27 protein-coding genes are annotated in these 23,901 nt (G+C 53.6%); 14 read left to right on the top strand and 13 right to left on the bottom strand.

Annotated features, from left to right (window positions below; genetic code table 11):
* Positions 1-262: 262 nt before the first annotated feature.
* Positions 263-415 (bottom strand): hypothetical protein, encoded by a 153-nt coding sequence (locus ABCO64_RS03370; RefSeq protein WP_343089205.1) that lies wholly within the window; start codon positions 413-415, stop codon positions 263-265.
* Positions 416-524: 109 nt separating this feature from the next.
* On the opposite strand from ABCO64_RS03370, the gene ABCO64_RS03365 reads away from it, so the two are divergent.
* Together ABCO64_RS03365 and ABCO64_RS03360 are read left to right on the top strand one after the other, a co-directional pair.
* Complete coding sequence (locus ABCO64_RS03365; RefSeq protein ID WP_253456181.1) at positions 525-674, top strand: hypothetical protein; 150 nt, start codon at positions 525-527, stop codon at positions 672-674.
* Between the two features lie 6 nt (positions 675-680).
* Positions 681-872, top strand: a complete 192-nt coding sequence (locus tag ABCO64_RS03360) for a hypothetical protein (protein ID WP_253456178.1) — start codon at positions 681-683, stop codon at positions 870-872.
* An 11-nt stretch (positions 873-883) separates the two neighbouring features.
* On the opposite strand, the gene ABCO64_RS03355 is transcribed toward ABCO64_RS03360, so the two are convergent.
* Positions 884-2,797: a methyl-accepting chemotaxis protein gene (locus ABCO64_RS03355; RefSeq protein ID WP_253456174.1), complete on the bottom strand. Its 1,914-nt coding sequence runs from the start codon at positions 2,795-2,797 to the stop codon at positions 884-886.
* Positions 2,798-3,064: 267 nt separating this feature from the next.
* Between ABCO64_RS03355 and ABCO64_RS03350 the strand changes: the two genes are divergently transcribed.
* Positions 3,065-3,271, top strand: a complete 207-nt coding sequence (locus tag ABCO64_RS03350) for a hypothetical protein (RefSeq protein ID WP_253456171.1) — start codon at positions 3,065-3,067, stop codon at positions 3,269-3,271.
* A 127-nt stretch (positions 3,272-3,398) separates the two neighbouring features.
* Here ABCO64_RS03350 and ABCO64_RS03345 read toward each other — a convergent pair whose 3' ends face one another.
* From ABCO64_RS03345 to ABCO64_RS03335, 3 genes are all read right to left on the bottom strand, one after another.
* A complete protein-coding gene (locus ABCO64_RS03345) occupies positions 3,399-3,785 on the bottom strand; it encodes a hypothetical protein (RefSeq protein WP_253456169.1) in 387 nt (128 codons plus the stop codon).
* Between the two features lie 93 nt (positions 3,786-3,878).
* Complete coding sequence (gene thsA, locus ABCO64_RS03340; RefSeq protein ID WP_253456166.1) at positions 3,879-5,546, bottom strand: thermosome subunit alpha; 1,668 nt, start codon at positions 5,544-5,546, stop codon at positions 3,879-3,881.
* Positions 5,547-5,598: 52 nt separating this feature from the next.
* Entirely contained in the window at positions 5,599-6,522 is a 924-nt protein-coding gene (locus tag ABCO64_RS03335; protein ID WP_253456162.1) for a transcriptional regulator, read from the bottom strand.
* 58 nt (positions 6,523-6,580) lie between these two features.
* Here ABCO64_RS03335 and ABCO64_RS03330 point away from each other — a divergent pair, with 58 nt between their 5' ends.
* The 9 genes from ABCO64_RS03330 (at position 6,581) to ABCO64_RS03290 (ending at position 12,606) form a co-directional block, all read left to right on the top strand.
* A complete protein-coding gene (locus tag ABCO64_RS03330) occupies positions 6,581-6,703 on the top strand; it encodes a hypothetical protein (protein ID WP_292615476.1) in 123 nt (40 codons plus the stop codon).
* Positions 6,684-7,913, top strand: coding sequence for a tRNA(Ile)(2)-agmatinylcytidine synthase (locus ABCO64_RS03325; RefSeq protein WP_253456159.1), 1,230 nt, complete (start codon positions 6,684-6,686; stop codon positions 7,911-7,913). Before ABCO64_RS03330 ends, ABCO64_RS03325 begins: the two co-directional genes overlap by 20 nt.
* Before the next feature lie 81 nt (positions 7,914-7,994).
* Positions 7,995-8,882, top strand: a complete 888-nt coding sequence (locus ABCO64_RS03320) for a hypothetical protein (protein WP_253456155.1) — start codon at positions 7,995-7,997, stop codon at positions 8,880-8,882.
* Between the two features lie 46 nt (positions 8,883-8,928).
* Positions 8,929-9,141 carry a hypothetical protein gene (locus tag ABCO64_RS03315; RefSeq protein ID WP_253456152.1) on the top strand — a complete coding sequence of 71 codons (213 nt, stop codon included), beginning with the start codon at positions 8,929-8,931 and terminating at the stop codon, positions 9,139-9,141.
* Positions 9,142-9,346: 205 nt separating this feature from the next.
* Entirely contained in the window at positions 9,347-10,282 is a 936-nt protein-coding gene (locus tag ABCO64_RS03310; protein ID WP_253456553.1) for a deoxyhypusine synthase, read from the top strand.
* Positions 10,279-10,914, top strand: a complete 636-nt coding sequence (gene pyrF / locus ABCO64_RS03305; RefSeq protein WP_253456149.1) for an orotidine-5'-phosphate decarboxylase — start codon at positions 10,279-10,281, stop codon at positions 10,912-10,914. The genes ABCO64_RS03310 and pyrF overlap by 4 nt, the downstream gene beginning before the upstream one ends.
* A 152-nt stretch (positions 10,915-11,066) precedes the next feature.
* On the top strand, positions 11,067-11,318 hold the full coding sequence (locus tag ABCO64_RS03300) for a hypothetical protein (protein WP_253456146.1): 252 nt from the start codon (positions 11,067-11,069) through the stop codon (positions 11,316-11,318).
* A gap of 53 nt (positions 11,319-11,371) precedes the next feature.
* Entirely contained in the window at positions 11,372-11,734 is a 363-nt protein-coding gene (gene nrdD / locus ABCO64_RS03295; protein ID WP_253456143.1) for an anaerobic ribonucleoside-triphosphate reductase, read from the top strand.
* 17 nt (positions 11,735-11,751) lie between these two features.
* Positions 11,752-12,606: an adenosylcobinamide amidohydrolase gene (locus tag ABCO64_RS03290; protein WP_343089204.1), complete on the top strand. Its 855-nt coding sequence runs from the start codon at positions 11,752-11,754 to the stop codon at positions 12,604-12,606.
* Between the two features lie 7 nt (positions 12,607-12,613).
* On the opposite strand, the gene ABCO64_RS03285 is transcribed toward ABCO64_RS03290, so the two are convergent.
* Positions 12,614-12,808 (bottom strand): DUF1858 domain-containing protein, encoded by a 195-nt coding sequence (locus ABCO64_RS03285; RefSeq protein WP_253456137.1) that lies wholly within the window; start codon positions 12,806-12,808, stop codon positions 12,614-12,616.
* Between the two features lie 110 nt (positions 12,809-12,918).
* Here ABCO64_RS03285 and ABCO64_RS03280 point away from each other — a divergent pair, with 110 nt between their 5' ends.
* Together ABCO64_RS03280 and ABCO64_RS03275 are read left to right on the top strand one after the other, a co-directional pair.
* Positions 12,919-14,730 (top strand): hypothetical protein, encoded by a 1,812-nt coding sequence (locus tag ABCO64_RS03280; protein WP_253456135.1) that lies wholly within the window; start codon positions 12,919-12,921, stop codon positions 14,728-14,730.
* Positions 14,727-15,302 (top strand): RPA family protein, encoded by a 576-nt coding sequence (locus ABCO64_RS03275; protein ID WP_253456132.1) that lies wholly within the window; start codon positions 14,727-14,729, stop codon positions 15,300-15,302. Before ABCO64_RS03280 ends, ABCO64_RS03275 begins: the two co-directional genes overlap by 4 nt.
* On the opposite strand, the gene ribB is transcribed toward ABCO64_RS03275, so the two are convergent.
* From ribB to ABCO64_RS03240, 7 genes are read right to left on the bottom strand one after another with little or no spacing between them, the layout of a single operon-like run.
* Positions 15,292-15,981 (bottom strand): 3,4-dihydroxy-2-butanone-4-phosphate synthase, encoded by a 690-nt coding sequence (ribB, locus tag ABCO64_RS03270; RefSeq protein ID WP_253456129.1) that lies wholly within the window; start codon positions 15,979-15,981, stop codon positions 15,292-15,294. The two genes, ABCO64_RS03275 and ribB, sit on opposite strands and share 11 nt — an antisense overlap.
* On the bottom strand, positions 15,978-16,643 hold the full coding sequence (locus tag ABCO64_RS03265; RefSeq protein ID WP_253456551.1) for a DUF120 domain-containing protein: 666 nt from the start codon (positions 16,641-16,643) through the stop codon (positions 15,978-15,980). Before ABCO64_RS03265 ends, ribB begins: the two co-directional genes overlap by 4 nt.
* Before the next feature lie 29 nt (positions 16,644-16,672).
* Positions 16,673-17,725 (bottom strand): GNAT family N-acetyltransferase, encoded by a 1,053-nt coding sequence (locus ABCO64_RS03260; RefSeq protein WP_253456126.1) that lies wholly within the window; start codon positions 17,723-17,725, stop codon positions 16,673-16,675.
* A gap of 22 nt (positions 17,726-17,747) precedes the next feature.
* A complete protein-coding gene (locus ABCO64_RS03255) occupies positions 17,748-19,151 on the bottom strand; it encodes a PAS domain-containing protein (protein ID WP_253456121.1) in 1,404 nt (467 codons plus the stop codon).
* Positions 19,152-19,154: 3 nt separating this feature from the next.
* Entirely contained in the window at positions 19,155-20,399 is a 1,245-nt protein-coding gene (locus tag ABCO64_RS03250; protein ID WP_253456118.1) for a response regulator, read from the bottom strand.
* 20 nt (positions 20,400-20,419) lie between these two features.
* Positions 20,420-21,706 (bottom strand): ATP-binding response regulator, encoded by a 1,287-nt coding sequence (locus tag ABCO64_RS03245; RefSeq protein ID WP_253456114.1) that lies wholly within the window; start codon positions 21,704-21,706, stop codon positions 20,420-20,422.
* Positions 21,696-23,900 (bottom strand): hybrid sensor histidine kinase/response regulator, encoded by a 2,205-nt coding sequence (locus ABCO64_RS03240; protein ID WP_253456111.1) that lies wholly within the window; start codon positions 23,898-23,900, stop codon positions 21,696-21,698. Before ABCO64_RS03240 ends, ABCO64_RS03245 begins: the two co-directional genes overlap by 11 nt.
* Position 23,901 lies beyond the last annotated feature (1 nt).

Raw genomic sequence — 23,901 nt, 5'->3', positions numbered from 1 at the left:
GCAAGGGAGGTTGAGCCGGGTTGCCGCAGATGCTGGCGCGGGAGGGGGCGGGAAAGCTCCTTTTGGCTTTCAGAGGAGATATGCCCCGATTCCTTCGGAATCGCCTTTCAGGTTGCTCTGATGAGCAAGGGCTTATCACCTCTGCCAGCCTGCCTCTTTCGCCTGACCCCGCCCCCCGACACCCGCGCCGCACCTGCTTTTAGTCACTCCTGATTATTTTGGTTGCTGCATTGGGATCTCTACCCGGGATCTTTTTCCACGTTCAGAAGAATTCAGGAAAAACACGAGCGATCAGAATTTTGGAGAAGAGTCCTTTTTTCCTTCTTCTCCTCGTTTCCTTCTTCTCCTCGTTTCCTGCTGGAATGAGGGAAGCTATTAATAGTATTAGTTCGTCTATATCAGTATAGTTCGTCATATAGCGAACAAGACTCCGGGTGGCGCCCCGGGAGAACATCAGGGAATACCCGGGCCCAAAACCCTCGTCTTCCCAGGGGCGCGACCAGGAGATAAGCGAGGAAGAAAAAATGGCAGAATACGTTATTCAAAACGGCTTTGTCTCCGGCCCGTTCCAGGGCATTGAGAGAGATATAACGGACATCTCAATCAAAGATGGTAAAAATGTCGAGAAGGCCTGGTCAGGTACAAAGAAGATCGATTGCGACAGAGTGAGGTGAATTGAGATGTTGTTGCTTTCAGAGGGGGGAGCCTGCTTCTCTGATCCGCTTCCCATCTTCAATCAGGAGCTGGAGGGGCAAGGCAGCTGCCACGAGCTGCAGGAGAAGGTTATCCTCTGTCGGTTGGGGCTGACGGATCCTGTCTGCCGGATGCTCCTGATGCAGGAGATGATGGATGAGATTGGGCTTGATGTGTAAAAAAGGGAATTTCAGGCAATCCTGAACTTTTTATTGGCCTCAAGCGTCTCCTGGGATATCCCGGTGACGTGCGTGACCATCCGGGCTACCTCATCAACACTGGCTGAAACCTCTTCAGTTGCAGCAGCAGTATCGCCAGCCTCATGAGTTGTCCTCTCCATCAGTGCTGTCACTTCATGGATGCTTGCTGTTATCTCCTCAACAGTTGCTGCCTGCTCTTCTGTGGCACTTGCCACCTCTTCGATGCTCCGTGAAATCCTGCTGACCGAATCGACAATCTCGTTGAAGGATACGATCGTCTGCTGCATCTGATCTGATCCGTCCCGAACCACCTGGTTGGCTGTATCCATTGCAGATGAAGCCTTTTCTGCACCTGATCGCAGGTTCTGGATCATCCCGGTGATATGCTCTGCTGAGTTCCTTGATTCTGTGGCAAGCGCTTTTACTTCTGCTGCCACAACGGCAAATCCGCGTCCCGCATCTCCTGCGCGTGCAGCCTCGATTGCGGCATTCAAAGCCAGCAGGTTTGTCTGATGGGCAAGATCCGAGATGACACCGACGATCTTTCCAATCTCAACCATCTGGGTGTTGATATCCCTGATAATCCCATCGATCTCTGCTGTAGCAGTGTTGATCTCACTCATGCCTTCCTCGGCACGTTTCGCAACCCTGACCCCGTCCTGCGACTTCTCATCGGCATTTCGTGAGAGTGTGGCAACTGACTCTGCACTTGACGTCACTTCCTCAACGGCAGCAGAGAGATCCTCCATCGCCTGCAGTACCTGCTGTGCGGAGTTCGTGGCTTTCTCTGTATGTTCGCTGACATTGCCGGTTGTCCGGGCAATCTGCTGTGTCCCTGATGAAACCTCATCAATGCTTGCGTCAGCTTCTGCTGCAGCCTGGACGAGAGTCTCCATCATCCTGTTTGATTCACGGATCATATGGGAGACATCTTTTGATACCGTATTGAGTGCAGTTTTGACAGCGACGAGATCCCCCCTGACATTCAGACTCTCGTCGATATGGGCGGAGAAGTCGCCTTCGGCAAAGGCGCCGGCCACACGGGTGATCTCTTTTACGGTGTTATTGAAGACCTTCCCCATCCGGTCAAGAGATTTTTTGAACTCCTCCCATTCTCCGTTGACCCGGATTGAACTGTCAAATGCTGCAGAGAAGTCAGCCTGTGCGAATGAGCCGCAGACACGCATTGCTTCATGCACCGGAACTGTCACTGCATCCAGCATGCCGTTTAACCCGTCCATGCATGCTGCAAACTCTCCCTTGTGATTGCCGGTGTCGACCCTGACTTTGAAATCGCCATCTGTTAAGCCGTTCATCATCGTTTTTGCATCGATCATCAGATGATCAAGTGATTTCTTCAGGGTTGCGAGGCTGGTATCCATCTTACTGATAAGCCCGGCGAAGCTCTCTGTATCCTCATCTGAAAAGGCGGGATCGAGATTAAATGATGTATCGCCTTCTGCAGCCTTTTTGAGGTTTCCAACCATCCGCATCACTTCTGTGACCACGAAGGCATCCTGTTTCATCTTCCTGGTTGTTTCTGCTGTTATATCCCGGATGCTGCCCCGGATGCCGACTGACTGGCCGTCAGTGTCTTTTGCAACAGTACAGAGAAGTCCAATCCAGCGCTCACGCCCGCTTTTGTGTTTGATCCTGCATTTTACCTCTTTCTCTTCCCTGTCCCTGACCGCCAGGGCATCCTTTACCCTGCTGAGATCCTCTGCGTGAACAATACGGTGGAAGAGTGCTGCGTCTTTGAGAAGATCCTCAGGAGAATACCCGCTGATCCGCTCACAGGAAGGTGATACATATAAAAACGATCCGTTTGTGCCGAGAAGAAACTCCCAGTCATGGGATGTTTCAAGGATCTGGAGGTATAAGTCGTTTTTTTCAGATGCTGCCATGGAATGTGTCCTCCTAATTGAAACTGGTGTGATCTGATTGTAAGAAATCAAATGTCAATAATGTTGAAAATCTACTTTCTGATGCAATAAATGTATCTATATCTGCTTTCTTCACCCTCCCGCCTCCAGCCACTCATCACCTGTTCCGGCCGGCGTTTTATCTCTAATTTATCTTTTAATTGTTGAAGCTTAAAATTGATCTTTTCGTCGATATTTTCATATATATTGATGACCAGTATAGTCATATATTCACTCCGAGGTGTAAGTATGACCATCCGAATTAAGCCATGTAAACCCGTTATCTCTCCAGAGATACGGCCATCACGGAGGGTGCGCAGGCTTATGATGAACCAGACAGATTATCCGGTCAGATCAGAAGCAGTAATGAACCTCTTTGTATTGGCTCTTCTCTCTGCCACCTTCTCACTCACAGGAATAACGCTCGGTGTGGTTCTCAGACTGACTGGTTTCTGATAGAACCACCCGGTTTCATTTTTTCCCTTTTCAGACGAAGGAGAGGGCGCACCCACTGAAATCTATTGGGGATATACGGAGCGAACCCGGGGCCCGGCTGGTGTGTATCAACAATAATGTTGGATTATTACCTGACCACCGGATCGCAGACATCCTTTTCAATATCACATTTGCCGATATACTGGAGATTGAATTTAAAGAACTGGGTGAACCCGCAGTTTTCACACCTGACTGTGCAGTGGTTGCATCCGATAAAGAGATCATGAGGTCCTGTTGTTTTGCAGTTTCTGCATTCTGCTGCTGGTGTCAGTTTCCAGACATCATAACAGGAGATTGGGGTGAATGATCCCTGTGTTCCGACATCGTGAATACGGGGGATGAAGATCCGGGTGGCACCGCAGTTGGAACAGATAACCTGTGCCTGCTGCGGCACGATTTTGATCATCTGGTCTGCATGGGTGTGGCAGTGATAGCAATCAGTCCGATATTTTGTATATATGAATCCGGTCTTCATGACAGAGTCTGAAGACGCCCAAGAAGAAAAAAGTACCCCTTTGGAACAAAGGGGAATCTATTGTGTTGTGGTAAAGAGGGGGAGATGATGTTCTTACATCATGCCTGGGGGCATGCCGCCCATTCCACCCATACCGCCCATGCCGCCCATGGCAGCCATCTCTTCCTCGCTCGGCATTCCGCCGCCCTTTCCGGAAGAGGCGATGACATCATCGATCCTGAGGATCATAACAGCGACTTCGGCAGCTGAGGAGATTGCCTGTGTCTTGACACGGAGAGGCTCAACGACGCCGGCTTTCTTCATGTCGGTTGCCTTTGCTTCAAAGACATTCAGGCCGAAAGTCTTCTTCTTCTGCTCGTGTGCTGCACGGAGCTCTACCAGCATGTCGATCGGGTCGAGCCCTGCGTTCTCGGCAAGGGTCCGGGGGATGACTTCAAGTGCACTTGCAAATGCCTCGATAGCAAGCTGGGCACGTCCGCCAACACTGGATGCATAATCACGGAGACGGAGCGAGAGTTCAACCTCGGGTGCGCCCCCGCCGGCAACGACCTTTTTGTCTTCAACGACAACACCGACGACACGGAGCGCATCTTCGATTGCACGTTCAAGTTCGTCGACGACATGGTCAGTACCGCCCTTGATGATGATCGAGACTGCTTTTGGATTCTTGCACTCTTCGACAAAGATCATCTCTTCGCCTGATACCTTCCGCTCTTCAATCCTGCCTGCAGATCCGAGCTCCTCGGTTGTGATTGCATCAATGGATGAGACGAGTGCTGCTCCGGTTGCGCGTGAGAGTTTCTCCATATCGGACTTCTTCACACGGCGGATTGCCAGGATGCCTGCCTTTGCAAGGTAGTGCTGGGCGATATCGTCGACACCCTTCTGGCAGAAGACAACATTGGCACCTGATGCGATGACCTTGTTGACGATCGTCTTGATCATCTTCTCTTCCTCATCAAGGAACATCTGGAGCTGGTCAGGGCTTGTGATGCTGATCTCTGCATCGACTTCGGTCTTCTTAAACTCGATTGCTGCGTTTAAGAGGAGGATTTTTGCGTCCTGAACGAGCTTTGGCATGCCGGGGTGGACACGCTCCTTGTCGATGATCATGCCTTCGATGATCTCAGAGTCATTGATTGATCCGCCGACCTTCTTCTCGACCTTGACATTCTCGGTATCGACTGTTCCATCCTCGTCGGTGACCATTGTGATCGCCTTGACGATCAGGTCGCAGAGCTTCTCTTTTGCAGCCTCTGCACCCTTTCCGGTCATTGCGGTTTCAGCGATCTTCTTGAGCAGTTCGGTGTCCTTGATCTCGATGTCAAAGGCGATCTCCCTGACGATCTCCTGGGCCTTCTCTGCTGCCTGACGGTATCCCTGAGCAATCACGGTTGGGTGGACGTCCTGCTCGAGGAGATCCTCTGCCTTCTTCAGGAGCTCTCCACCAACGACAACTGCGGTTGTGGTTCCATCACCGACTTCGTCGTCCTGGGTCTTGGCGATCTCGACCATCATCTTTGCGGCCGGGTGCTCAATATCCATCTCCTTGAGGATTGTTACACCATCGTTTGTGATGACAACATCACCGATGGTGTCGACGAGCATCTTGTCCATGCCCTTTGGGCCAAGCGTTGTCCTGACTGCTGCTGCAACTGCTTTTGCTGCTGCAATGTTCATTCCCTGTGCGTCGCGTCCCCGTGTTCGGGAGCTTCCTTCTTTTAGAATAAGAATCGGTTGTCCTCCAAGTTGTGCTGACATGTAGTATCACCAGTGTCTGATGATAACGTTGCTTTGTGGTTCTATATAAATATTATTCGGGGATGAGGTCAACGAGGTCCGATCCCTGATCAAGTGAATAGAGTTGTTCTTCACCGATAACGAGCGTTTTTCCAATCTTCTTCTCTTTATGGTAGTCGGTAAGAATACAGAGTGATCGGGCATGCGCAATCTGGGAGAGGTTTCCAACGAGTGCCGCGCGTTTTACTGTCTTCTGGGCTGGGCCAAAACAGGCGAAAATGGTTGTTTTCTCATAGAGGGCAACTGCCTGGAAGGGGGCACGCCGGAATGGATGGAGTTCAAGGCCGATCTCCTGAAGGTGGGCAGCAGGTGAAACCGGCTGGATATCATCGAGATCCATCATATTGATGATATCGTGTGGTCTGTCCATGAAGAGATCAATTGGTTCGACTATCGCCTCATCAAAGAGCTCTTCGAGCTTGAGTGCCATCTCAAGGGTTGTGCCCATGCCGCTCTCATATTTACTGATCGTCCTCCTGGATACGCCGAGGATATGGGCGAGATCACCCAGGGAGAGGTTATGCAGCTCCCGGATCTCCCTGAGCCGTACCCCGTCGATATTGACGTAATGGCCTCCGGGTGAGGCGTAGACGAGCGGTGGCACCCTCTCCACCAGGAAGTCGTACAGTGTCGATGGTGCGACAGCAAAGAGACCGTACCGGAGGTACACACAGCTCCGCTCAAGCGGGGCATCACGTGCCCGTTCTCCGATGATGATCGGCACTGCCCTCAGGTGGTGCGCCATCGCCTCAAGATCAGATGCGATCTCTTCAGAGACTGAATCGATCTGGGAGACGATCTTGATGATGACGAGCCTGGTGTTGTCGGATGCAAGGAGGTCGAAGCTCCGTGGCCTGAGCAGGCACCGCTCCGAGACATCATACCCGGCGCTAATGAGGATACTGATCACTGTCTTGATTAACCGTTCATGCACCATTTCAATTACATCCTACATGGTGAAGACAGATAATAAATGATTCTGGCAGGTAGCCGGTATGTCATCTCACCCACCCGCCCCTGAAGGGGTGGCATCCTGCCTGCTGATGAGTGAAGATGCCTGTAACATTATTGCTCCTGTACAGCAGATCATAACTCCGGATGTGGATTGGGATCGATGATACGGATTCGCCCCGTGGGATGTGCACCACGTATCTTGCCGCAGTACTTGTTCGCAGGCTTGAAGAACACGGTTTTGTTGTCCGATCACTTCGCCTGGTCCGCTTAAATCCCAATGTCATCTGGAAGACACGGGGGAATGCAGCTGTTGCAATAGAGGCAGACGGTGACCCGGATACTGCCTTTCTGCTGGCAGAGGCAGTCATCGAAGAGTCAGCTGATCTCGCCTGCGATGATACACATCCGGGGCTTGTTGTCTGTTCCGGCACGCGTCCTCCGCACTCTTTTGCAGAGCAGGCGATCACGGATTTCTGCACCCTGGACGAGGCTGTTCTGGCCTGTGAGGCAGCAGGAGCACGGTATTATGGCTGGAAGAACCGGCGCGGCCTCATCGGGGCGACCGCTGCGGTTGCTGCAGTTTTCACAGACGCAACCTCAGAAATACTTGTCTACCGTGATCCGGCAGATACACAACGAGAGCGGTTTGTTGATCCGGAGAGTCTCGATATCGCAGATGAGATGACCGCCCCCCATACCTGGGATACCGTGGATCGAAGGAACAGGGTCGTTGTCTGTGTTCCCCACACACCTGATCCCGTGCTGTTTGGGATCCGTGGAGAGAACCCGGTCTGGGTCTCGCTTGCCAGGCACCTGGTCGTCTCCCCCCCGGCGGTACTGGAGGCGGTCTTTGAAACAAACCAGGGTACCGATGCCCACCTGGTTTCCGGTTTGATTGGATCGCTGGAGGAGGGGAGATCCTACCGTCTTGAGGGAACAGTTGCTGCTGTACCAACAACCGGTGAAGGCGGACACGTATCCTGCAGACTGCAGGATCAGGATCTGGTGCTTCCCTGTATGGCATATGAGCCGACGAAGGAGTTTCGGGATCTGATCCGATCTCTTCTTCCGGGAGACCGGGTGATTGTCTGCGGGAGCTGGAAACAGGGTTCATTGAACCTGGAGAAGATCCGGGTTCTCTCTGCTCCTCCCCGGATTATCCGGAAAGCACCAGCCTGTCCCTCATGCGGGAAGAAGATGACTTCGGCAGGTTTTGGGAAAGGATTCAAATGCCGCTCCTGCAGCATGAGGTCTGCTGAACCGGAGATTGTAACCATTGAACGGACCATCCAGCCCGGCTGGTATGAGGTTCCCCCCTCTGCGCGGAGGCACCTCTCCCGGCCGCTGATCAGGGGAACTGATCCCGGCCCATGACCCTTTCATCATGAGAGCGCCAATCAGTCAGCTTCTCCGGGGGGCGAGGTTTCATCTCTTCATGGGTTGGAGATCTTCTGCATGATACAGGGACTCAGTCTTCACTTTGAGACACGGGATGATGCCCAGCAGTGTCTTCGCGTCCTGAAGAAAGCCGGATCGTCTGCGAAACTCTCGGTTGATACAACCCTCCACTCCCAGGAGATGGTGCAGGGACGGATCAGGGATCTTCGTGCGTTTCATGCAGAACTTCAGGCAGGGGATGATGATGAGGCAGAAGCTCTCGAACTGGCCCGTGAGATCATTGCACTTGAAGAAGGTGCCTTCTCCCGGATCATGAACGCGATTGAAGAGGATGGCGGGAGCTATCTCGCCCGGGCATATGAAGAGAGAGAGACTCTATCTGAAGAGGAGCTGGCATCTCTCACAGAGGATGCATACAGGGTCATTGTCTATGAAAAAGAGGGTCTCATTGAGGAGAGCGATGGCACACTCCGGCGTATACGTGAGCTTGATCCCGGAGATCACAGTATCAGCATCCCCTCACCCCTTCTCCTCTTTCCGGATCCTGAAGCGCTAAAGGCAGCCCACCTCACGGGAGAAAGGGTTGTATCGTCTGAGACAGTCTACTCAGTCCAGGCCGGATCAGATGTGATCTTCTGTCATGATCCAACTGATCTGATCGATGCTATCCAGGAATGCAGGCCTGAAGAGGAGAGCTTTGTGACATTTCTGGAACAGTTTTTCCTGCTTCTGACCCTGGCAGATGAGCTGGCACGGCTGATCCAAAATGGCTGTCTGGCTGTTGCAGATCTCGTGCGTGAGCTGCCTGCTGCCCCCGTCTCACTGGATGCAGATGCCTATCCCATCCGCTTTGATGTCGCCCCCCTGATGATTGAGCAGATGGTTGATATACTCCGCTCCTCTGGACGAATAAGCGGGAAAGACGGAAGGCTGAGGATCCGATAGAAACTTTTATTAGATCCTGCCCTAATTTCCGGTCTGGTGAGAGAGTATGGCATACAGATGGAAAAACAGACTTGAAGTCGATGAAGCAGTCGTCGTTGTGATGAATTCCCTTGAGAAAGGCCCGGATCTTTCTCCATGGCTTGTCAGGACCATTCAGGCGGCAATTAATGAATCAGGCCCGGATCTTGGAAAATATTTCCTTGAGCAGCTGAAGGATCATGCACCGGGTGCCCTTCGCTGGTTTGAGGTGGAAGAGTAAACTCGCCGTTTCCTGGCCGATCATGATGAATCCATACCCGCCCCGGATCTAGACCTGATCCGGGGGGGTTGCCTGCAGGATCGTTTCCTGGCAGATCCAGGATCTGCTTTTTCCTGCAGTCTCCGGAAACCCCGTGATCCTGCAGAAGACTAAGGACTTATTCTCAAAGAGAGCAAATGCTTACGGTAGAGGTTTGGGTTTCATGATGAGAGAGGATTGTTCTGATCCTGTCCTCCAGATGCACCTGCAGCCCGGTATGACGGTTGGGGAACTTGTGGCACTGATGGATGGAGCAGGAGCATATAACGGGGGATCGCTTGCCGAGGCGGTTTCGGTGACAGAAGCCATGTTTACGGATACTGGCGCGACACGGTTCTTTGGTCTTGCCGGTGCGATGGTACCGGCAGGTATGGGAGGGGTCGTCTCTGATCTCCTTGAACGCGGGTTTATTGATGTCCTCGTCTCGACTGGTGCGAACCTGACCCATGACATCATAGAGGCGATCGGGTGTCACCATTACCATGGCACCAAAGATTGTTCAGATGTGGATCTCCATCGGGATGAGATCAACCGGATCTATGATATCTATCTCCCGACAGAGGCTTTTGAAGAATTTGAAGGATTCATGCAGGAGACGCTCTCGGAACTGGATGATGGCTGCATCATCCCGATTGCTGATCTTCTGCAGCATATCGGTGCGCGCCTTCCCCGAGGGATTCTCGCAACAGCAGCCAGAAAGGGGATACCTGTATACTGCCCGGCAATTCAGGATTCGATGATTGGATTGCAGCTCTGGCTCTTCTCCCAGACAAACACTGTTGTTGTCGATGCATTTGCCGATATGAAACCGCTGTTGAACCGCTGTTTTGCAAGCGAACGGGCGGCTGCCTTCATTGTCGGCGGCGGTGTTCCAAAGAACTTCATCTTCCAGAGCATGCTGATGACCGAAATGGGGTTCTCCTATGCCGTGCAGCTCACCGGGGATCGCCCTGATCTCGGCGGGCTCTCCGGCGCAACCCTTGATGAGGCCCGCTCCTGGGGGAAGGTTGACGCAGATGCACGTGCGGTTACCGTGTATGGGGATGCGACCATCACGCTCCCGCTCATTGTTGCCGCAACCCTTGAGAGGCTGATGAAATGACTGATCTGATACTTGCCCTTGATGCCACCTCCCGTGACGAGGCACTGGCAATTGCTGAATCGACTGCACGACATCTTGATGCGGTTAAGATCGGCTACCCCCTTGTTCTGGCCGCCGGTCTCTCGATTGCCAGTGAAATCGCGGCACTCGGCGTCCCCGTCATCGCGGATTTCAAGGTGGCGGATATCCCAAATACCAACACCCTCATCTGTGACCAGGTATTTGCGGCAGGCTGCTCTGCTGTTATCTGCCATGCGTTTCCGGGGCGGGACTCGCTAGAGGCATCAGTTGCCTCAGCCCATGCACATGGCGGAGAATGTTTTGTCGTCTGTGAGATGAGCCATCCGGGAGGGGCAGCATGGTTCTCAGGCGGGGTGGCAGAGGCCTTCTGCAGTATGGCGGTTGCTGCGGGGGCTGATGGGATCATCGCACCGGCAACCCGCCCCGATCGCGTGGCAGCACTCCGGGAGCTCGTAGGAAGAAAGAAGATCTATTCTCCGGGTGTGGGTGCCCAGGGTGCATCCCCGGAAGATGTGCGGGATCTCGTGGACGGCGTGATTGTTGGCCGTGCCATCTATGGCGCAGCCGATCCGGGATCTGCTGCAGCAGCGTATGCACGCCGCTGCCGATGATGAGAGATTCGTGCTGACACCGGAATTGCCGGTGGGTGATGAGCCCTATGAGTCACTCTGAGGCAGAACCCGGATCATGGTGATATATCACCCCTCCGTCTCTTTTGTCCCGGGAAAATATTGATAGCCTCTCCGGGTGCAACATGGCATGTATGCGGCGGTGCCCACAATGCGGAAGCAGTGATCTCTTTCAGAGCGTCGGAGGCTATCTTGGTTCGGAGTGGCGGTGCAAGCGGTGCGGATACCAGGGAGCGTTTGTGGTCGAGTCAGAGGAGGAGATGCCGCACCCTGAAACGGACCGGGATCCCAATTCCGCTAAGTTGTCGGGTGTGCCGTTCTGGTTTCGGATTCTGGCGCTTCTGATTCTCATTCTCTTCATCTGGATGCTTCTTCCCAGGTGGTGATCTGAACTGCATGAACCTACACTCTTTTATTCCCTATCTGCCTATATCTCCGCATGCACCTGACTGACGAACAGAAGAAGGCGATGAAGCGTTTTTCCAGCCTCGATGATATACCCGCAGACGAGCGGAGGTATAAGTGCCATACCTGTCACCATATTGTTGATGAGGCACCCTGCCCGGCATGCGGCGAGATAACCCTCCAGCAGATGTGCCCTGTTGATCACTGCCACTGCCCCCATGATATTGTTGAGTCGCTTGCCTATTGTCCCCTCTGCGGAGCCCCCGCCTGCCCGGAATGTGCATCGCATGATGTCTCCCAGATCTCACGGATAACGGGATACCTCTCTGATGTCGCTGGCTGGAATGCTGCAAAACAGCAGGAACTTAAAGATCGCGCCCATTACGATATTGGATGAGATATTATATCCGAGATTTGACCCTGATCATCCGGGGGAACTTCCAGGCACTCAGTTCCGGAGTGGGTGGTGGTTATGGAGAGGTGACGACGCTCCTGAACCACACGGTTCCCTATGGATATGATGCTCCTGAACCGGAGCGTACGCTTCACCAGGTGGCCTCATCGCTTGGTTTTGGGGATTCGTATTTCGGGCTAATGACCGCTGTCCCGATGCAGCACCTGGTAGTCCTGCGCTATGATTTCCTGACCTTCTTTATCACCGCCGGAACCACCCACCCGACACCGGATGGTCCAGGCACAATTAATATCATCATTACCAGTTCTGAAGGATTCTCTCCCGCAGCCCTTGCCGGAGCTTTCATCACGGCAACCGAGGCGAAGGTGCAGGCGCTCCGGGACAGGGATCGCTCCTATACCGGAACAACAACAGATGCGATCATCGTTGCGTCATCAGGGGAGGTGAAACACCGGTATGCCGGGCCGGTCTCTGAAGCAGGAGCCAGGATCATGAGTGCTGTCCGGCACGGGGTGGCAGTGGCACTTGACCGCTATGAAGGGAGGGTCCCATCAGATACGCCTGCATTCATCATCTACAGCCGGTTTAATGGCGGAGCCTGGGTTGCGTGGTCGCCTGTGGACTGCCCGTATTACCCCTGCCATTTTGAAGGGCAGCGGTGTGATCTCTGTTACTGCCCCCTGTACCCGTGCGGTGATGAGACGCTTGGAGAATGGGTTGCAAGTTCATCGGGCGGCAGGGTCTGGGCCTGCACAAACTGCACACTCAATCATCAGGCAGCGGTTGTCCGGCACCTGAAGCGAAATCCCGAGGCTTCGCTCAATGAACTGAAGGCTGTCTCGAAAAAAAACTAAACCCGGATTACTCTACAGCAATACCGAGTGCGCCTGCGAGTTCTTCGAGTGGTATCCCATGAACCACTGCGGCCTCGCGGATTGTCTCATTATGTGCGATGGCGCATCCAAGGCACCCCATTCCAAAGCTCTGAAGGATATCGGCTGCTTCCGGCTTTTCCCGGATGACATCCATTATTGTTGAATCGACGGTAATCGACATACAGAAAATGGTTGATCTATCACCTATTTAGCATCTCTCTCCAGGGCACTTTCACCCCCCGCCCCCAGATCTTATATCCTCATGGTACAGATGAACTTCTGGAGATCATTATGGAATCCAATGAACTGAAAACAAGAATCTCCCAAAAACTGAAATCCCAGGGTGTTGAGCCCGATTCAGACCGTATTGAAGCAATGATCAACCGGCTTGTCAACGAGTTCGGAGTTCCCCCTACAGAAGCCGAACGGACGATTCTGCAGGATATCCTAAAAGAGCACGGCAAGCAGATGCCAAAGCCTGCCCCCCCCTCTTCCGGGGATTCGGCACCGATAGCCGATCTCGTGCCTGGTGAGTGGGTGGCGATTGAGGGAAAGGTTGTATCTGTTGCAGATCCGCCATCCCCTGCGGTTGCCCAGACCGGGGTGATCGCCGACTCTTCCGGTGCGGTCAGGTTTGTTATCTTTGCAAAAAATGCGCCTGCCCTCCTCAGGAAGGGCGCGTGGTATCGTCTTGAGTCCGCAGTTGTCGACGAGTTCCGCGGCCAGGTGAACCTGAAAGTCCATTCAGGTACAACTATCACTCCAATTGATGAGGATCGGACCCTCGAGCCCGTGATAACCAGGATAGCGGATCTCTCACCCGGTATCGCCTCAGTCCAGGCGAAGGTCGTCCAGAACTGGGATGTACGCCATGAACGGATGCAGCAGACCGGTCTTCTCGGAGACGAGAGCGGGGTGGTGAAGTTCATTGTCTGGAAAGGCGAGAGCGACACACTGCTTGAGCAGGATCAGGTCTATACCATCCGGTATGGTGCAGTTGATGAGTATAACGGCCGCCTCACCATAACGGTCGATCCCGCGTCATGCACACGCCAGGATGAAGCAGATATCGAGGTTGTGTCCAGGCAGGGAGCAGAGGAGGAGGTCTGTGATCGTTTTGAAGGAAAGATCATCTCCCTTGAGCCGTCTCTCTCTGATGCAATTACTGAATCCGGTGTTGTCGCGACACCTGAGGGTGCGTATGCGTTTACCGTATGGGCAAATGCAGGTATTCCTCCGCTTGAACAGGGTGGATGGTATGCGTTTGAAGGGGTAACGAAGGGTATCTTCCGTGGAGCGCAACGGATCTCACTTGGTGAGGGAGCAGTTGTTTCACCGGTTGAGGATCGACCCCTTCCGCCTCCTGGAATTACTCCTGTTGCAGAACTTGCACCCGGCATCGCCTCGATCCGGGTGAAGCTCGTCCAGGAATGGGAGAGCAGAAGTGACCGGATGCTCCAGACGGGACTTGTCGGTGACGAGAGCGGGATTGTGAAATTTGTTATCTGGAACGGTGAGGGTAGTGAGAAGCTGGCTGAGAATACTGTCTATACGTTCTTCTACTCGGTTATTGAGGAATACAATGGGCGTCTTTCGGTGAACCTGACACAGGCAACCGCACTTCCTGAAGAGGAGGCGGAGATGGAAGTCAGCCGTGGCGGGTCTGTCATCTCCGGAGCACTTGTCCATATCGCATCGGGATCAGGCATTGTGAAACGCTGTCCTGAGGAAGGTTGCAACCGCGTCCTCTCACGGCAGAACTTCTGCCCGATTCACGAGTTCAAACCCGACTTCCGGTATGATCTCAGGATCAGGGGGACACTTGATGATGGGCAATCGGCCCGCAATATACTGCTTCCACGGGAGGTTGTCGAGTCCCTCTTCTCGATGACCCTCGCAGAAGCGCAGGATATCGCCGAGAACCAGCCGCTTGGTGCGGATGAAGTGATCCGGCAGCTCGCTGATCGTGCGCTCGGGCGGTACCTCTCGGTTACCGGCCGCAGTTTTGAGGATCTCTATATTGCAAACGAGGCAGCATGGATCACCGTTGATCACGCAAAGCAGACTGATCTTCTCAACCGTGCCGGGGGTGAATCCGCATGAACAATCCCGGCCGGTACGCAGGCTATGTCCGTGAACCTGCAAAACGTGTCTTTGCAGCCGAACTCCGGGATGCCCGGTATTCGTTTCGTGAAGGAGAGGATGAGAAGAGCCCGACCTATATCCTCCTCCCCACCGGTGAGCGGGCGAACCGGATTTTTGTGATCGGATCTCTCACCCAGAAGGAGAAGAAGGGTGAACAGCACAGCATGTATCTCGCACGGATTGCTGATCCAACCGGTACCTTCTTTGTCTCGGCAGGGTCGTACCAGCCTGAAGCAATGCAGCAGGTTGCAAAAGTAGAACCTCCTGCCTTTGTTGCGGTTGTCGGAAAACCCAATGCCTACGAGACACCGGATGGAAAGGTGCTCATATCTGTCCGGGCTGAGACGGTAACGGTTGTGGACCGGGATGTCCGTGACATCTGGGTGCTTGACGCTGCTGAGGCAACGCTTGGGAGGATCGATTCGTTTGAGACTGCACCGGATGCTGAAATGGCCCGGAGGGAGTACAACCCAAACCTTGAATCCTATAAAAAAATGGTCTATGATGCCCTTGTGGCTATCAGATCGTAATCTCTTTTTTCCAGCTCTTCCAGGCCTCGATGATCTCATCCCCAGTGACAAAGGGGAAGTTATGTGCATCTCCATAGGCCTGTGCCTTCTCTTTTGAAAGTGCGTTGCCGGTCTCGTCATCGAGCATCTCGCAGACGGTAACAGCAGGGGTGACACCGGCCATCAGGGCAAGTGCAACCGAGAGTTCAGTCTGGCCCTGCCGCTGGTCAAGGAGACTGTCTGCTGCACGGAGAATGGCTGAATGCCCCGGTGTCCTGAACTCTGCTCCAAACGGGGCCATCCCTCCTCCATTGAGTGCGGCATGCACATGGGTTGCGATCTTGTTGATGGTGAGGGTCCTGTCATGGTCGGTGATACCGGTGAATGTATCCCGGTGGTTGACCCAGAGGGAGAAGGAAGAGTGATTTTTCCTGTCATAGGGGACATCTCCTTCCTTCTCACGCAGCTCGCCACACCGGGTGACGAGATCGGTTGCGAACGGAAGCCCGATCTTTTTTGCTGCATCCGGATGAACTGCAGTACATATCAGCCCGCCCCCGTCCTTTCGCATCCTCAGGATATCCTCCGGCTTCACTGCATCGGATCGGATGGCAAAGTCGGTTTCACGCTCGCGGTTGTCAAAGTCATAGATAAGGACAAATCTCCCTTCTCTCAGTGCGGTAATTGCTTTGTTAATCATAATCCGATCTCCACGTTGATAGTATCGTTATCCTCAAAGCCGAGCTCTTCCCTGAGGGGAACACCAGCGATAACCTCGATGATATCCTCCGGGTAATGGGTTCTCCCGGGGACAATCAGTGCACAGGGAACACCCTGGATCCGGCACGGCAGGCATCGTGCCTCGCCAAATGTCCTGTGATCATCAGAAAAGCCAGGTATGATTGTCCACTCAAGAGCCTCCAGCTTCTTTCGGATTGCAACGCTCTGCTGGTTCAGCCTGAGGTTCAGTGTGCCGGGAAACGGTTCAAACCCAAAGTGTGTCCGTATCTGGTCCCGGTAGTGGTCAAGAGACATGTAGTAGCGGCCTTCCCCAAGCCCGGAGATGATGGTCCCCTGGAGGATGTAATGGCTGCCTGTACGGGAAAAGATCCGGCAGTAATCCGCATGCTCTCTTCTCAGGAGCTCTTCCCCGGCTTTTGTGATCGTCACCGACTGGCCTGCAGGATCCGCGGTACGGGTGATGAGATGTGCCGATTCGAGCGCCTTTAAGCGGCGGGAAATGGTCTGGGGACTCGTACCGATGGTAGTACCAAGACTCTGCGTGGAGAGACGAACCGGACCCCGGCACCCACCAAGGAGGGCGACTGCCTTCAATACCTGAAGGTCACCCGCATCTGGCATCTGCATGGTTACCAATTATGGGAGGCTTATTATTTATGGCTGTCGTCCCGCCTGAGCAGTGCCGGTCTGGCGGGAGCCCGCCTCATCGGGAGAACACCGGCGCCTTCAAGGTTTCCTGTTGCCCAGAGGTACCGTTTCCGGACAGAAGCCGGGAGTTCCTTCTCCGGGATCGGTACAAACCCATACTCAGCATAGAATTTTTCGAGATGCGTGACCGCATACATCGTCAGCTCCTCATTATAGCAGGCCTCGACAAGTGCCGTCATCACCTGCCGGGAGAGGCCGCGGCCCCGGTGTTGTTCCGGGGTGAAGACCGCATCCACCTCGAAGCCGTCTGGATGGCGCCTGCACCGGGCAAGCGAGACGATCTCTTCCCCTTCAGATGCAGCAAAAATACGGTCTGTACGGGGATTGCCGGTCGTCTCATGGTAGTCGACCCAGACGGAATTGGCGTCCTGAAAATCTTCAGCCCGGAGTTCACGGATCGCAGTCTGCCCACTCCTCCTATACGGGAGAAAGACCGGAACGCCGCACTCAAGGATAGTCATGGGATCAATCCCAAAACTCCGCGAGGGGAGCATGACGAGGGTTGGCTTTGTCCCGGATAGTACTCCAAACACTGCCTCATGTGCGCTCTCTCTCCCTTCCCCGTATGAGTGTATCGTGTGTGGGATATGGAGCGGGATATCTGTTCCCATGTCTCCTTCGGTGACCAGGATCAGTTCAGTTGCATCGACGCGATCAAGAAACATGGTGATCTCTGCATGGGATGCCTGATCCTGCCCGACGAGGATGAGGATCTGATCGGTAAGCGTTCTCTTGTCATCCCGCACAGTATCTGGTACAAGCAGGAGATCGAGCGGAAGCCCTGGATCGCGCTCTGCAATGACGAGTGTTGCCCGTTGGAGCGTTTTGGACGCATCGGTTTTGGTCTCATCAAGCCGGGTGATCCGGATACCCGGGAGATCAGGGATGCTGTCTCCTGATACCAGTACCTCCCGTGCACCGGGAATATGCCTGATAAGGCTCCCGATATATGGATTGCCGGGGTCAGTTTTCAGGAGTATTCGTCGTGGATCCACTTTTCTCTCTCCCCCCTTTTTTTCAGGTAATGGTATAGCCTTCAGGCGGTACATGCAGCACAAACCGTGCTCCAAGGCCAGATATTCCCTCTTCATGGATAGTGATCCCTGTTATTGCCAGGATCTCCCGCGCCAGGAAGAGGCCATGTCCTGGACGTTCTATACCCTCGGAAAAGAGCTTCTCTTTCTCTTCACCAGGTATTCCAGGTCCGTTATCCTCGAAGATGATCTCGCATCCGTCATCCCGTACACGGTAGGTGACGAGGAGGGCTGCTGCCCCGGCAGCATGGGCATTTTCAATAAGATGTGAAACTGCAGTTGAAAAATGCGGATCAGCAAAGACAACGAGACGTTCGGTCCAGGAACAGACGTTCATCCCCCCCGTATCGAGGCGGTCTGCCGCACCGGTGATTCTATCCTGAACCGGCAGCCAGAGCGGCGGTTTTGATCCAATCTCCCGGAAGTCCCTTGAGATTGCGAGTTGCCGCCGGATGCTGTCTGCTGCTGTTTCGATCTTCTCAACGAAGGCAAGGACAGCGGGATCATCGAACTGCATGCTCCCGATGGTGAGATGGTGGTAGAGTTCATCAAGCCGTTCTGCAAGGCCGTGGCGGATGATACCACTCAGTGCATTCAGCTGCCGGTTTGAGTTCTCAAGAGCTGATCGTGTAATCACCTCGGCTGTGATGTCCCTGATAGATTCCACAGCCCCGATGATCTCTTTTCCGGAATCAAAGAGCGGTGTTGCGGCAATCTTCAGGTGAGCTCCCTTCCCCCCTCTCAGGCAGGGTGCAATGACCTCGGCCTCAATCACCGTGCCGGTTCTTGTAATGGAGTGGTAGCGTTCATCGAGTTCGTCAGTCTCCTGCAGGATAAAGTCGGTCAGGATCGGTACAGCCTCACCATACAGGGGCACGGCATATGAGTACTCGGCTCTCCCAATCATCTTCTTCTTTGGAATTCCTGTCAGTTCCTCGATTGCACGGTTCCAGGCGATGACAGTTCCATCCCGGTCAATTGCAAAGGTTGCGTCCGGCAAAAACTCGATGAGATCGTGGAGCTGCCTCTCAGATCGTCTGAGCCGGACTGCTAAAAGTGAGACGATTACCCCGATAATGACAAGAACTGTTCCCCGAACAATGATCGAGGCTGTCATCATGAGATCCTGGGGTATGATCAGCAGGGCAGAGCTACAGTAGACAGCGGCGATGAAGAGGGCACATGCCGGGCCACGGCGTGGATACCAGTATCCTGCGATGAGGATTGGGAAATAGAGGAGATGGGGGAGTACTGTGGTGATCCCATACCATAACCCCGTGATATTGATCCCAAGAGCCAGCAGTGTTGAGGCAAGGACGATGCTGATCCTGCGCTGCTGGACTGGATCTGCGAGGAGCGGGTGGCTGGGTGCTGGCATCCCTGACATGGATCACCTGGTGCTCCTCCGAATCACCTCATCAGGACACTGTATCTCAAACCGCGCTCCCTGGCGTGGATCACCGGTTTCGTTCAGCCCAATTCCGGTAATTGCGAGTGCCTCTCGGGCGAGGAAGAGTGAAAATCCACGTGCAGGACTCTGTTCATAGGAGAAGAGCGCCTCTTTTGAAGGTTTGGGAATCCCGATCCCATCATCCTCAATGATAATGGTCGCTCCACCTTTCATCTCAACAAACCTGACTGTCACCTCTTCTGCGTTCCTGCGGACAGCATCGGCAAAGACTGCCCTGATCGCATCCCTGCCCGAGGGATCGAGATAGATCCTGACATCACCTGGTACATCCACCTCTCTTTGGAGCGGGTAGTCGCCTGCTCCCGGAACGCACCCAGCCAGGTTTTCCCATACGGGTGCGCTCTCGCCGATCTTCTGGTACTCCTGGGTGAAACGGGTCGTCTGGATTGCCCGTTTAAGGCTCGTTCGTGAGGTATGCAGGATCTCACGGGCGTTTTTGGCATCGTCCCTGAGCACCCTTTCAGCATACTCAAGTGACTCATCTATCGACTCAAGCTGGTTGAGCAGTCCATGCCTGGTGATGCTGGTCACAAGCGAGAGTTTTTTATGAGCTTCTGAGAGCGCCCTCTCAACCCTCTCACGCTCATGAATCTCGGTTTTGAGATCGTCATTCTTCTGCTGGAGCTGTTCATTTAAGGCAAAGAGTTCGTCCCGGGCCTCCTGAAGGTCTGTATTCTTCCGGACGGCAAGCGCATAGGTTGAGAGGAGGATTTGGAGGATCGTCTCGCGATCAGCATCAATTTTGTATCTCCTCTCTGAGATTGTAATCGAGAGGTCGCCTGTCTCCTCTGGCGTGCCTGCAGTCTGAAAAAATTCCCGGATACGATCGAGGATAAAGTCCGGATCAAAAGGTTTGATAATGAAGTTATCTGCACCCGATGCAACACCGTGAACGACGTCCTCGGGATCATAGAGCTGGGTGACGAGGAAGACAGGGATATCAAATGTAGCTTTTATCTTCTCACAGAGTTCAAATCCGCTCATTCCCGGCATCACAATGTCGCTCAGTACCAGATCCGGCGTCTCCAGACTGATGCGGGCAAGTGCGGAATCTCCATCAGAAACGGTATCCACCCGGTACCCTTCACCCTCCAGAATCCTGCGGAGATATTCTGCCTGGGTGGTGCTGTCTTCAACGACAAGGATAAGCTTCGACGTCTTCATGAATCCCTCACTCTTCTGCCTTACAGAAACCTGAAATGCCCTTCAGGTACCTGTATCTCAAAAAGTGCTCCCTGACCTGGCATCCCGCACTCGTGAATGGAGAAGCCCGATGTGGCAAGTATTTCTGATGCCAGAAAGAGTCCGAGCCCGGTATTTTTCCCATACCCCTGCTCAAATACCTGTCCTTTCACCTGTTGTGGTATTCCTATTCCATCATCTGCTATGGATATGACGAGGTTTGTTCCATCCGGCCTGGCTGAGACCATAATTTTTGTGATTGTCTCCCCGTGCAGAACAGCATTGTCAAAAACCACTCCAAATACCCGTTCGAGGAGGGGATCTGATCTGATCTCAATCTCGGGGAGATCGATCTCAATGTCAACCCCTTTTCTGTCAAGCAGCATCCGGGCAGCATCAACAACAGATCGCAGTTCCTGCCATGAGGGATCAACCGATCCGATATTCTGGAAGTCACGGGTGAACTCAATGATTCGCCCGATTCGCCTCCCGGACTCACGAATTTTCCCCATTGCCTCATCAATTGTTACCGTACCGGATTCCGGTGTCGCCAGCTGGAGATATCCCTCGATAACAGAGAGCTGGTTTCTGATATCGTTTCTTGTAATATCTGTCATCAGGTGGAGTTTTCTGTGCGCATCACCGACTGCCTTCTCCATCCGCCTCCGCTCAAGCATCTCGCTCTGGAGTTCGTCATTTGTCTGGCGGAGCTCCTCGACATACTCCTGGAGCTGCTCATTGACGGCATAGAGTTCGTCCTGTGTCTCCTGGAGCTCGATATTTTTGTTGACGGCAGTTGCATAGGTTGAGAGGAGTATTGAGAGGATCGTCTCTTTTTCTGCGGCAATCGTATAGGAGTAGCCCCCGACATGTGCGATGAGCCGGTCTCCCTCCTGTATGACCCGCTTCTCCTCAAACCAGTCAAGCATATCACAGACGGTATCAATGAGCGAGAGCGGATCAAAGGGCTTGATGATGAAACCGTCTGCCCCGCTTGCCAGGCCGCGGAGGATATCCTCGGGATCATAGAGCTGTGTCACAAGAATGACAGGAATTGTGCTCTTCTCCCTGATCATCCTGCAGAGTTCATACCCGTCCAGTCCGGGCATGATGATATCGCTGATCACGAGATCGAAGTGCTGTTCTGTCATCTGCCTGAGAGCCGCTCTCCCTTCAGATGCAACAGAGACAGAAAAACCTTCGTTACTCAGGATTCTCCTGATATATTCTGCCTGTGTCGGGCTGTCCTCGACAACAAGAAGGTGGGGCGGCGTTTCATCAGGTGCCAACCTCTCCCACCTCCCGGATAACCCTGAGGAACGCATCCCTGTCAAATGAACTCTTGATAATATATGCAGCAGCACCGAGGTGGATGCCGTACTCCTGGTCGCCCGGGGCATCAAGCGAGGTCAAGAGCACCACCGGGAGGTGCCTGAGCATATCGTCTTTTTTAATTGCTTCTGTGAGTGCGAAGCCATTGATTCGTGGCATATCAACATCGGATATGACAATATCAATCTCCTTCTGTTTAAGCTTTTGGAGAGCTTCAGCACCATCAATTGCAGTTGTGACGGTATAGCCCTCCTCTTCAAGTAAGCCTCTGAGATACTGGCGGGTTGTGACTGAGTCTTCAACAACAAGAATACTGCCCGACATCGGAAGAGATCTGATCTCATCAGAGATGACCTGGTGGCGGGAGGAAGAGATCAGATCAAGCGGATCGATGACGAGGGCAACAGTTCCGTCATCAAGGATCCCGGCACCGGCGATCCGCCTGACATACCTGAGCTGGCTTCCAAGGGGCCGGACAACAATCTCCTGGACAGAGATGATCTCGTCGACAATAACCCCAAGCCTTCCTGCACCTGATGCCAGAATGACAACCGGAACAAGCCTCTTATCATCAGGTACATGAGCTGAACCCCCGCTTCCAAGCGCATGGTCAAGCGGGATAAGCCTGATCATCTCCTCGCCAGCCATAATCTCGTCTGCCCCTGCCTCTGTCCTGATGACGGATCTGACCTGCTGCATCGGGATCGCATAGGTCTGTCTTCCCGACCGGACGACAACACCCCGGAAGTTTGAGAGACGGACCGGAACAGACATCCGGACACAGGTCTTCTCTCCCGAAATCGAGGTGACGGAGACTGTCCCTCCAAGGCTGGTTGCTGCATCCTCAACAATCGCAAGTCCAAGACCCCGCCCTGAAAGCTTTGTTACACTTCCTGTGGTCGAGAGTCCGGATCTGAGGCTGAGTTGTACAAGTTCGTTCTCTGAGAGTTTCCGAGCCTCCTCCGGGGAAATAAACTCTTTTGAGACTGCCACATCCCGTATTGCATCCGGATTAATTCCGTTCCCGTCATCTGTCACGTCAATGCCAAGCCTGCTTCCGGCAAGCGGCACCACCCTGACATGGATCCTGCCCCGTGGATTCTTTCCCCGGCGTAGCCGGACCGCCGGAAGTTCAATCCCATGATCGATTGCGTTTCGGATCATATGCAGGAGTGGATCTTTTACGACCTCCAGAACCCTCCTGTCTATCTCAATCTCGCCTCCCTCAACGACAAACTCCACCTGTTTGCCTGAGGATCCGGAGACGTCACGGATGAACATCTGGAATGGGGCGAGAATATGGGAGAAGGGGATGAGGACGGCGTCATGAATGGTGTCGGTGAGTGCTTTTGTGCTTGAATCAAGGACTGTCCGATCACGGGCATTCGACTGCATCTGGTTTGCGAGTTCGAAGCGGAACGTCTCGACGAATTCCCTGTTTTTCTTTAAAAAATTCAGGATGCTGTCCAGTGCAAACAGGTCACGATCGGTCATATCCCGCTCGGATGCCAGAAGGTCCTCGAGCTGGCGCTGGTCAGTTGTGATCTGTACAAGTGCCCATTGCCATTTCGAAAACCGGATGGTCATCATATCCAGCTCCCGCATCCGGTGGGCAAGTGAGAGGCGTGCAGTCAGGAGTTCGTCTGATCCTCCGATGAGCCGCTCAAGGCTTTTTGTGGCGATCCTGATGGTGTCGCTCTCCCGAACCCGTGGAACGCCGTTTCGCTGCTGGTATGTATCATCCGGCTTTTTGGCGCTCTCGGCTCTCCCGCGCCCAATTGATCGAAGTTCACGGATGATACCTGATAGTGATGCCTTCTCCCCCGAGACGAGGGTTCTGATGATATCGACTGCCGTGTGAAAGATCTTATATGTCTCCTGATCCGGGATCACGGTTCTGTTCCTGACACCGGCAAGTGCGGTCTCGAGATGCTGGCAGATCGATTCGATCTCACGGAGCGAGATCGCCCTTGCCGCACCTTTCAGGCTGTGTGTCCTCCGGTAGATGGACTCAGAAATATCCGGATCAATATCCCCGCCTCCTGCTTCAAGGGCATGCAGGTCCCCTGATATCGCAGCAAGGAGCTCTTCTGCCTCATCCTGAAAGGTGGCGAGGAGAGGATCCTGTATATCTTCCTCTTTTCCCGGCATA

Source organism: Methanocalculus natronophilus (assembly GCF_038751955.1).
Classification (GTDB): Archaea; Halobacteriota; Methanomicrobia; order Methanomicrobiales; family Methanocorpusculaceae; genus Methanocalculus; species Methanocalculus natronophilus.
The sequence above is the reverse complement of the archived record's forward strand: the minus strand, read 5'-3'. Positions and strand labels throughout refer to the sequence as shown.

Bases quoted from the DNA above. Each gene is read 5' to 3' on its own strand.
- ABCO64_RS03370 (WP_343089205.1), bottom strand. From the start codon at position 415: ATGACGAACTATACTGATATAGACGAACTAATACTATTAATAGCTTCC.
- ABCO64_RS03365 (WP_253456181.1), top strand. From the start codon at position 525: ATGGCAGAATACGTTATTCAAAACGGCTTTGTCTCCGGCCCGTTCCAG.
- ABCO64_RS03360 (WP_253456178.1), top strand. From the start codon at position 681: ATGTTGTTGCTTTCAGAGGGGGGAGCCTGCTTCTCTGATCCGCTTCCC.
- ABCO64_RS03355 (WP_253456174.1), bottom strand. From the start codon at position 2,797: ATGGCAGCATCTGAAAAAAACGACTTATACCTCCAGATCCTTGAAACA.
- ABCO64_RS03350 (WP_253456171.1), top strand. From the start codon at position 3,065: ATGACCATCCGAATTAAGCCATGTAAACCCGTTATCTCTCCAGAGATA.
- ABCO64_RS03345 (WP_253456169.1), bottom strand. From the start codon at position 3,785: ATGAAGACCGGATTCATATATACAAAATATCGGACTGATTGCTATCAC.
- thsA (WP_253456166.1), bottom strand. From the start codon at position 5,546: ATGTCAGCACAACTTGGAGGACAACCGATTCTTATTCTAAAAGAAGGA.
- ABCO64_RS03335 (WP_253456162.1), bottom strand. From the start codon at position 6,522: ATGGTGCATGAACGGTTAATCAAGACAGTGATCAGTATCCTCATTAGC.
- ABCO64_RS03330 (WP_292615476.1), top strand. From the start codon at position 6,581: ATGTCATCTCACCCACCCGCCCCTGAAGGGGTGGCATCCTGCCTGCTG.
- ABCO64_RS03325 (WP_253456159.1), top strand. From the start codon at position 6,684: ATGTGGATTGGGATCGATGATACGGATTCGCCCCGTGGGATGTGCACC.
- ABCO64_RS03320 (WP_253456155.1), top strand. From the start codon at position 7,995: ATGATACAGGGACTCAGTCTTCACTTTGAGACACGGGATGATGCCCAG.
- ABCO64_RS03315 (WP_253456152.1), top strand. From the start codon at position 8,929: ATGGCATACAGATGGAAAAACAGACTTGAAGTCGATGAAGCAGTCGTC.
- ABCO64_RS03310 (WP_253456553.1), top strand. From the start codon at position 9,347: ATGAGAGAGGATTGTTCTGATCCTGTCCTCCAGATGCACCTGCAGCCC.
- pyrF (WP_253456149.1), top strand. From the start codon at position 10,279: ATGACTGATCTGATACTTGCCCTTGATGCCACCTCCCGTGACGAGGCA.
- ABCO64_RS03300 (WP_253456146.1), top strand. From the start codon at position 11,067: ATGCGGCGGTGCCCACAATGCGGAAGCAGTGATCTCTTTCAGAGCGTC.
- nrdD (WP_253456143.1), top strand. From the start codon at position 11,372: ATGCACCTGACTGACGAACAGAAGAAGGCGATGAAGCGTTTTTCCAGC.
- ABCO64_RS03285 (WP_253456137.1), bottom strand. From the start codon at position 12,808: ATGTCGATTACCGTCGATTCAACAATAATGGATGTCATCCGGGAAAAG.
- ABCO64_RS03280 (WP_253456135.1), top strand. From the start codon at position 12,919: ATGGAATCCAATGAACTGAAAACAAGAATCTCCCAAAAACTGAAATCC.
- ABCO64_RS03275 (WP_253456132.1), top strand. From the start codon at position 14,727: ATGAACAATCCCGGCCGGTACGCAGGCTATGTCCGTGAACCTGCAAAA.
- ribB (WP_253456129.1), bottom strand. From the start codon at position 15,981: ATGATTAACAAAGCAATTACCGCACTGAGAGAAGGGAGATTTGTCCTT.
- ABCO64_RS03265 (WP_253456551.1), bottom strand. From the start codon at position 16,643: ATGCCAGATGCGGGTGACCTTCAGGTATTGAAGGCAGTCGCCCTCCTT.
- ABCO64_RS03255 (WP_253456121.1), bottom strand. From the start codon at position 19,151: ATGTCAGGGATGCCAGCACCCAGCCACCCGCTCCTCGCAGATCCAGTC.
- ABCO64_RS03250 (WP_253456118.1), bottom strand. From the start codon at position 20,399: ATGAAGACGTCGAAGCTTATCCTTGTCGTTGAAGACAGCACCACCCAG.
- ABCO64_RS03240 (WP_253456111.1), bottom strand. From the start codon at position 23,900: ATGCCGGGAAAAGAGGAAGATATACAGGATCCTCTCCTCGCCACCTTT.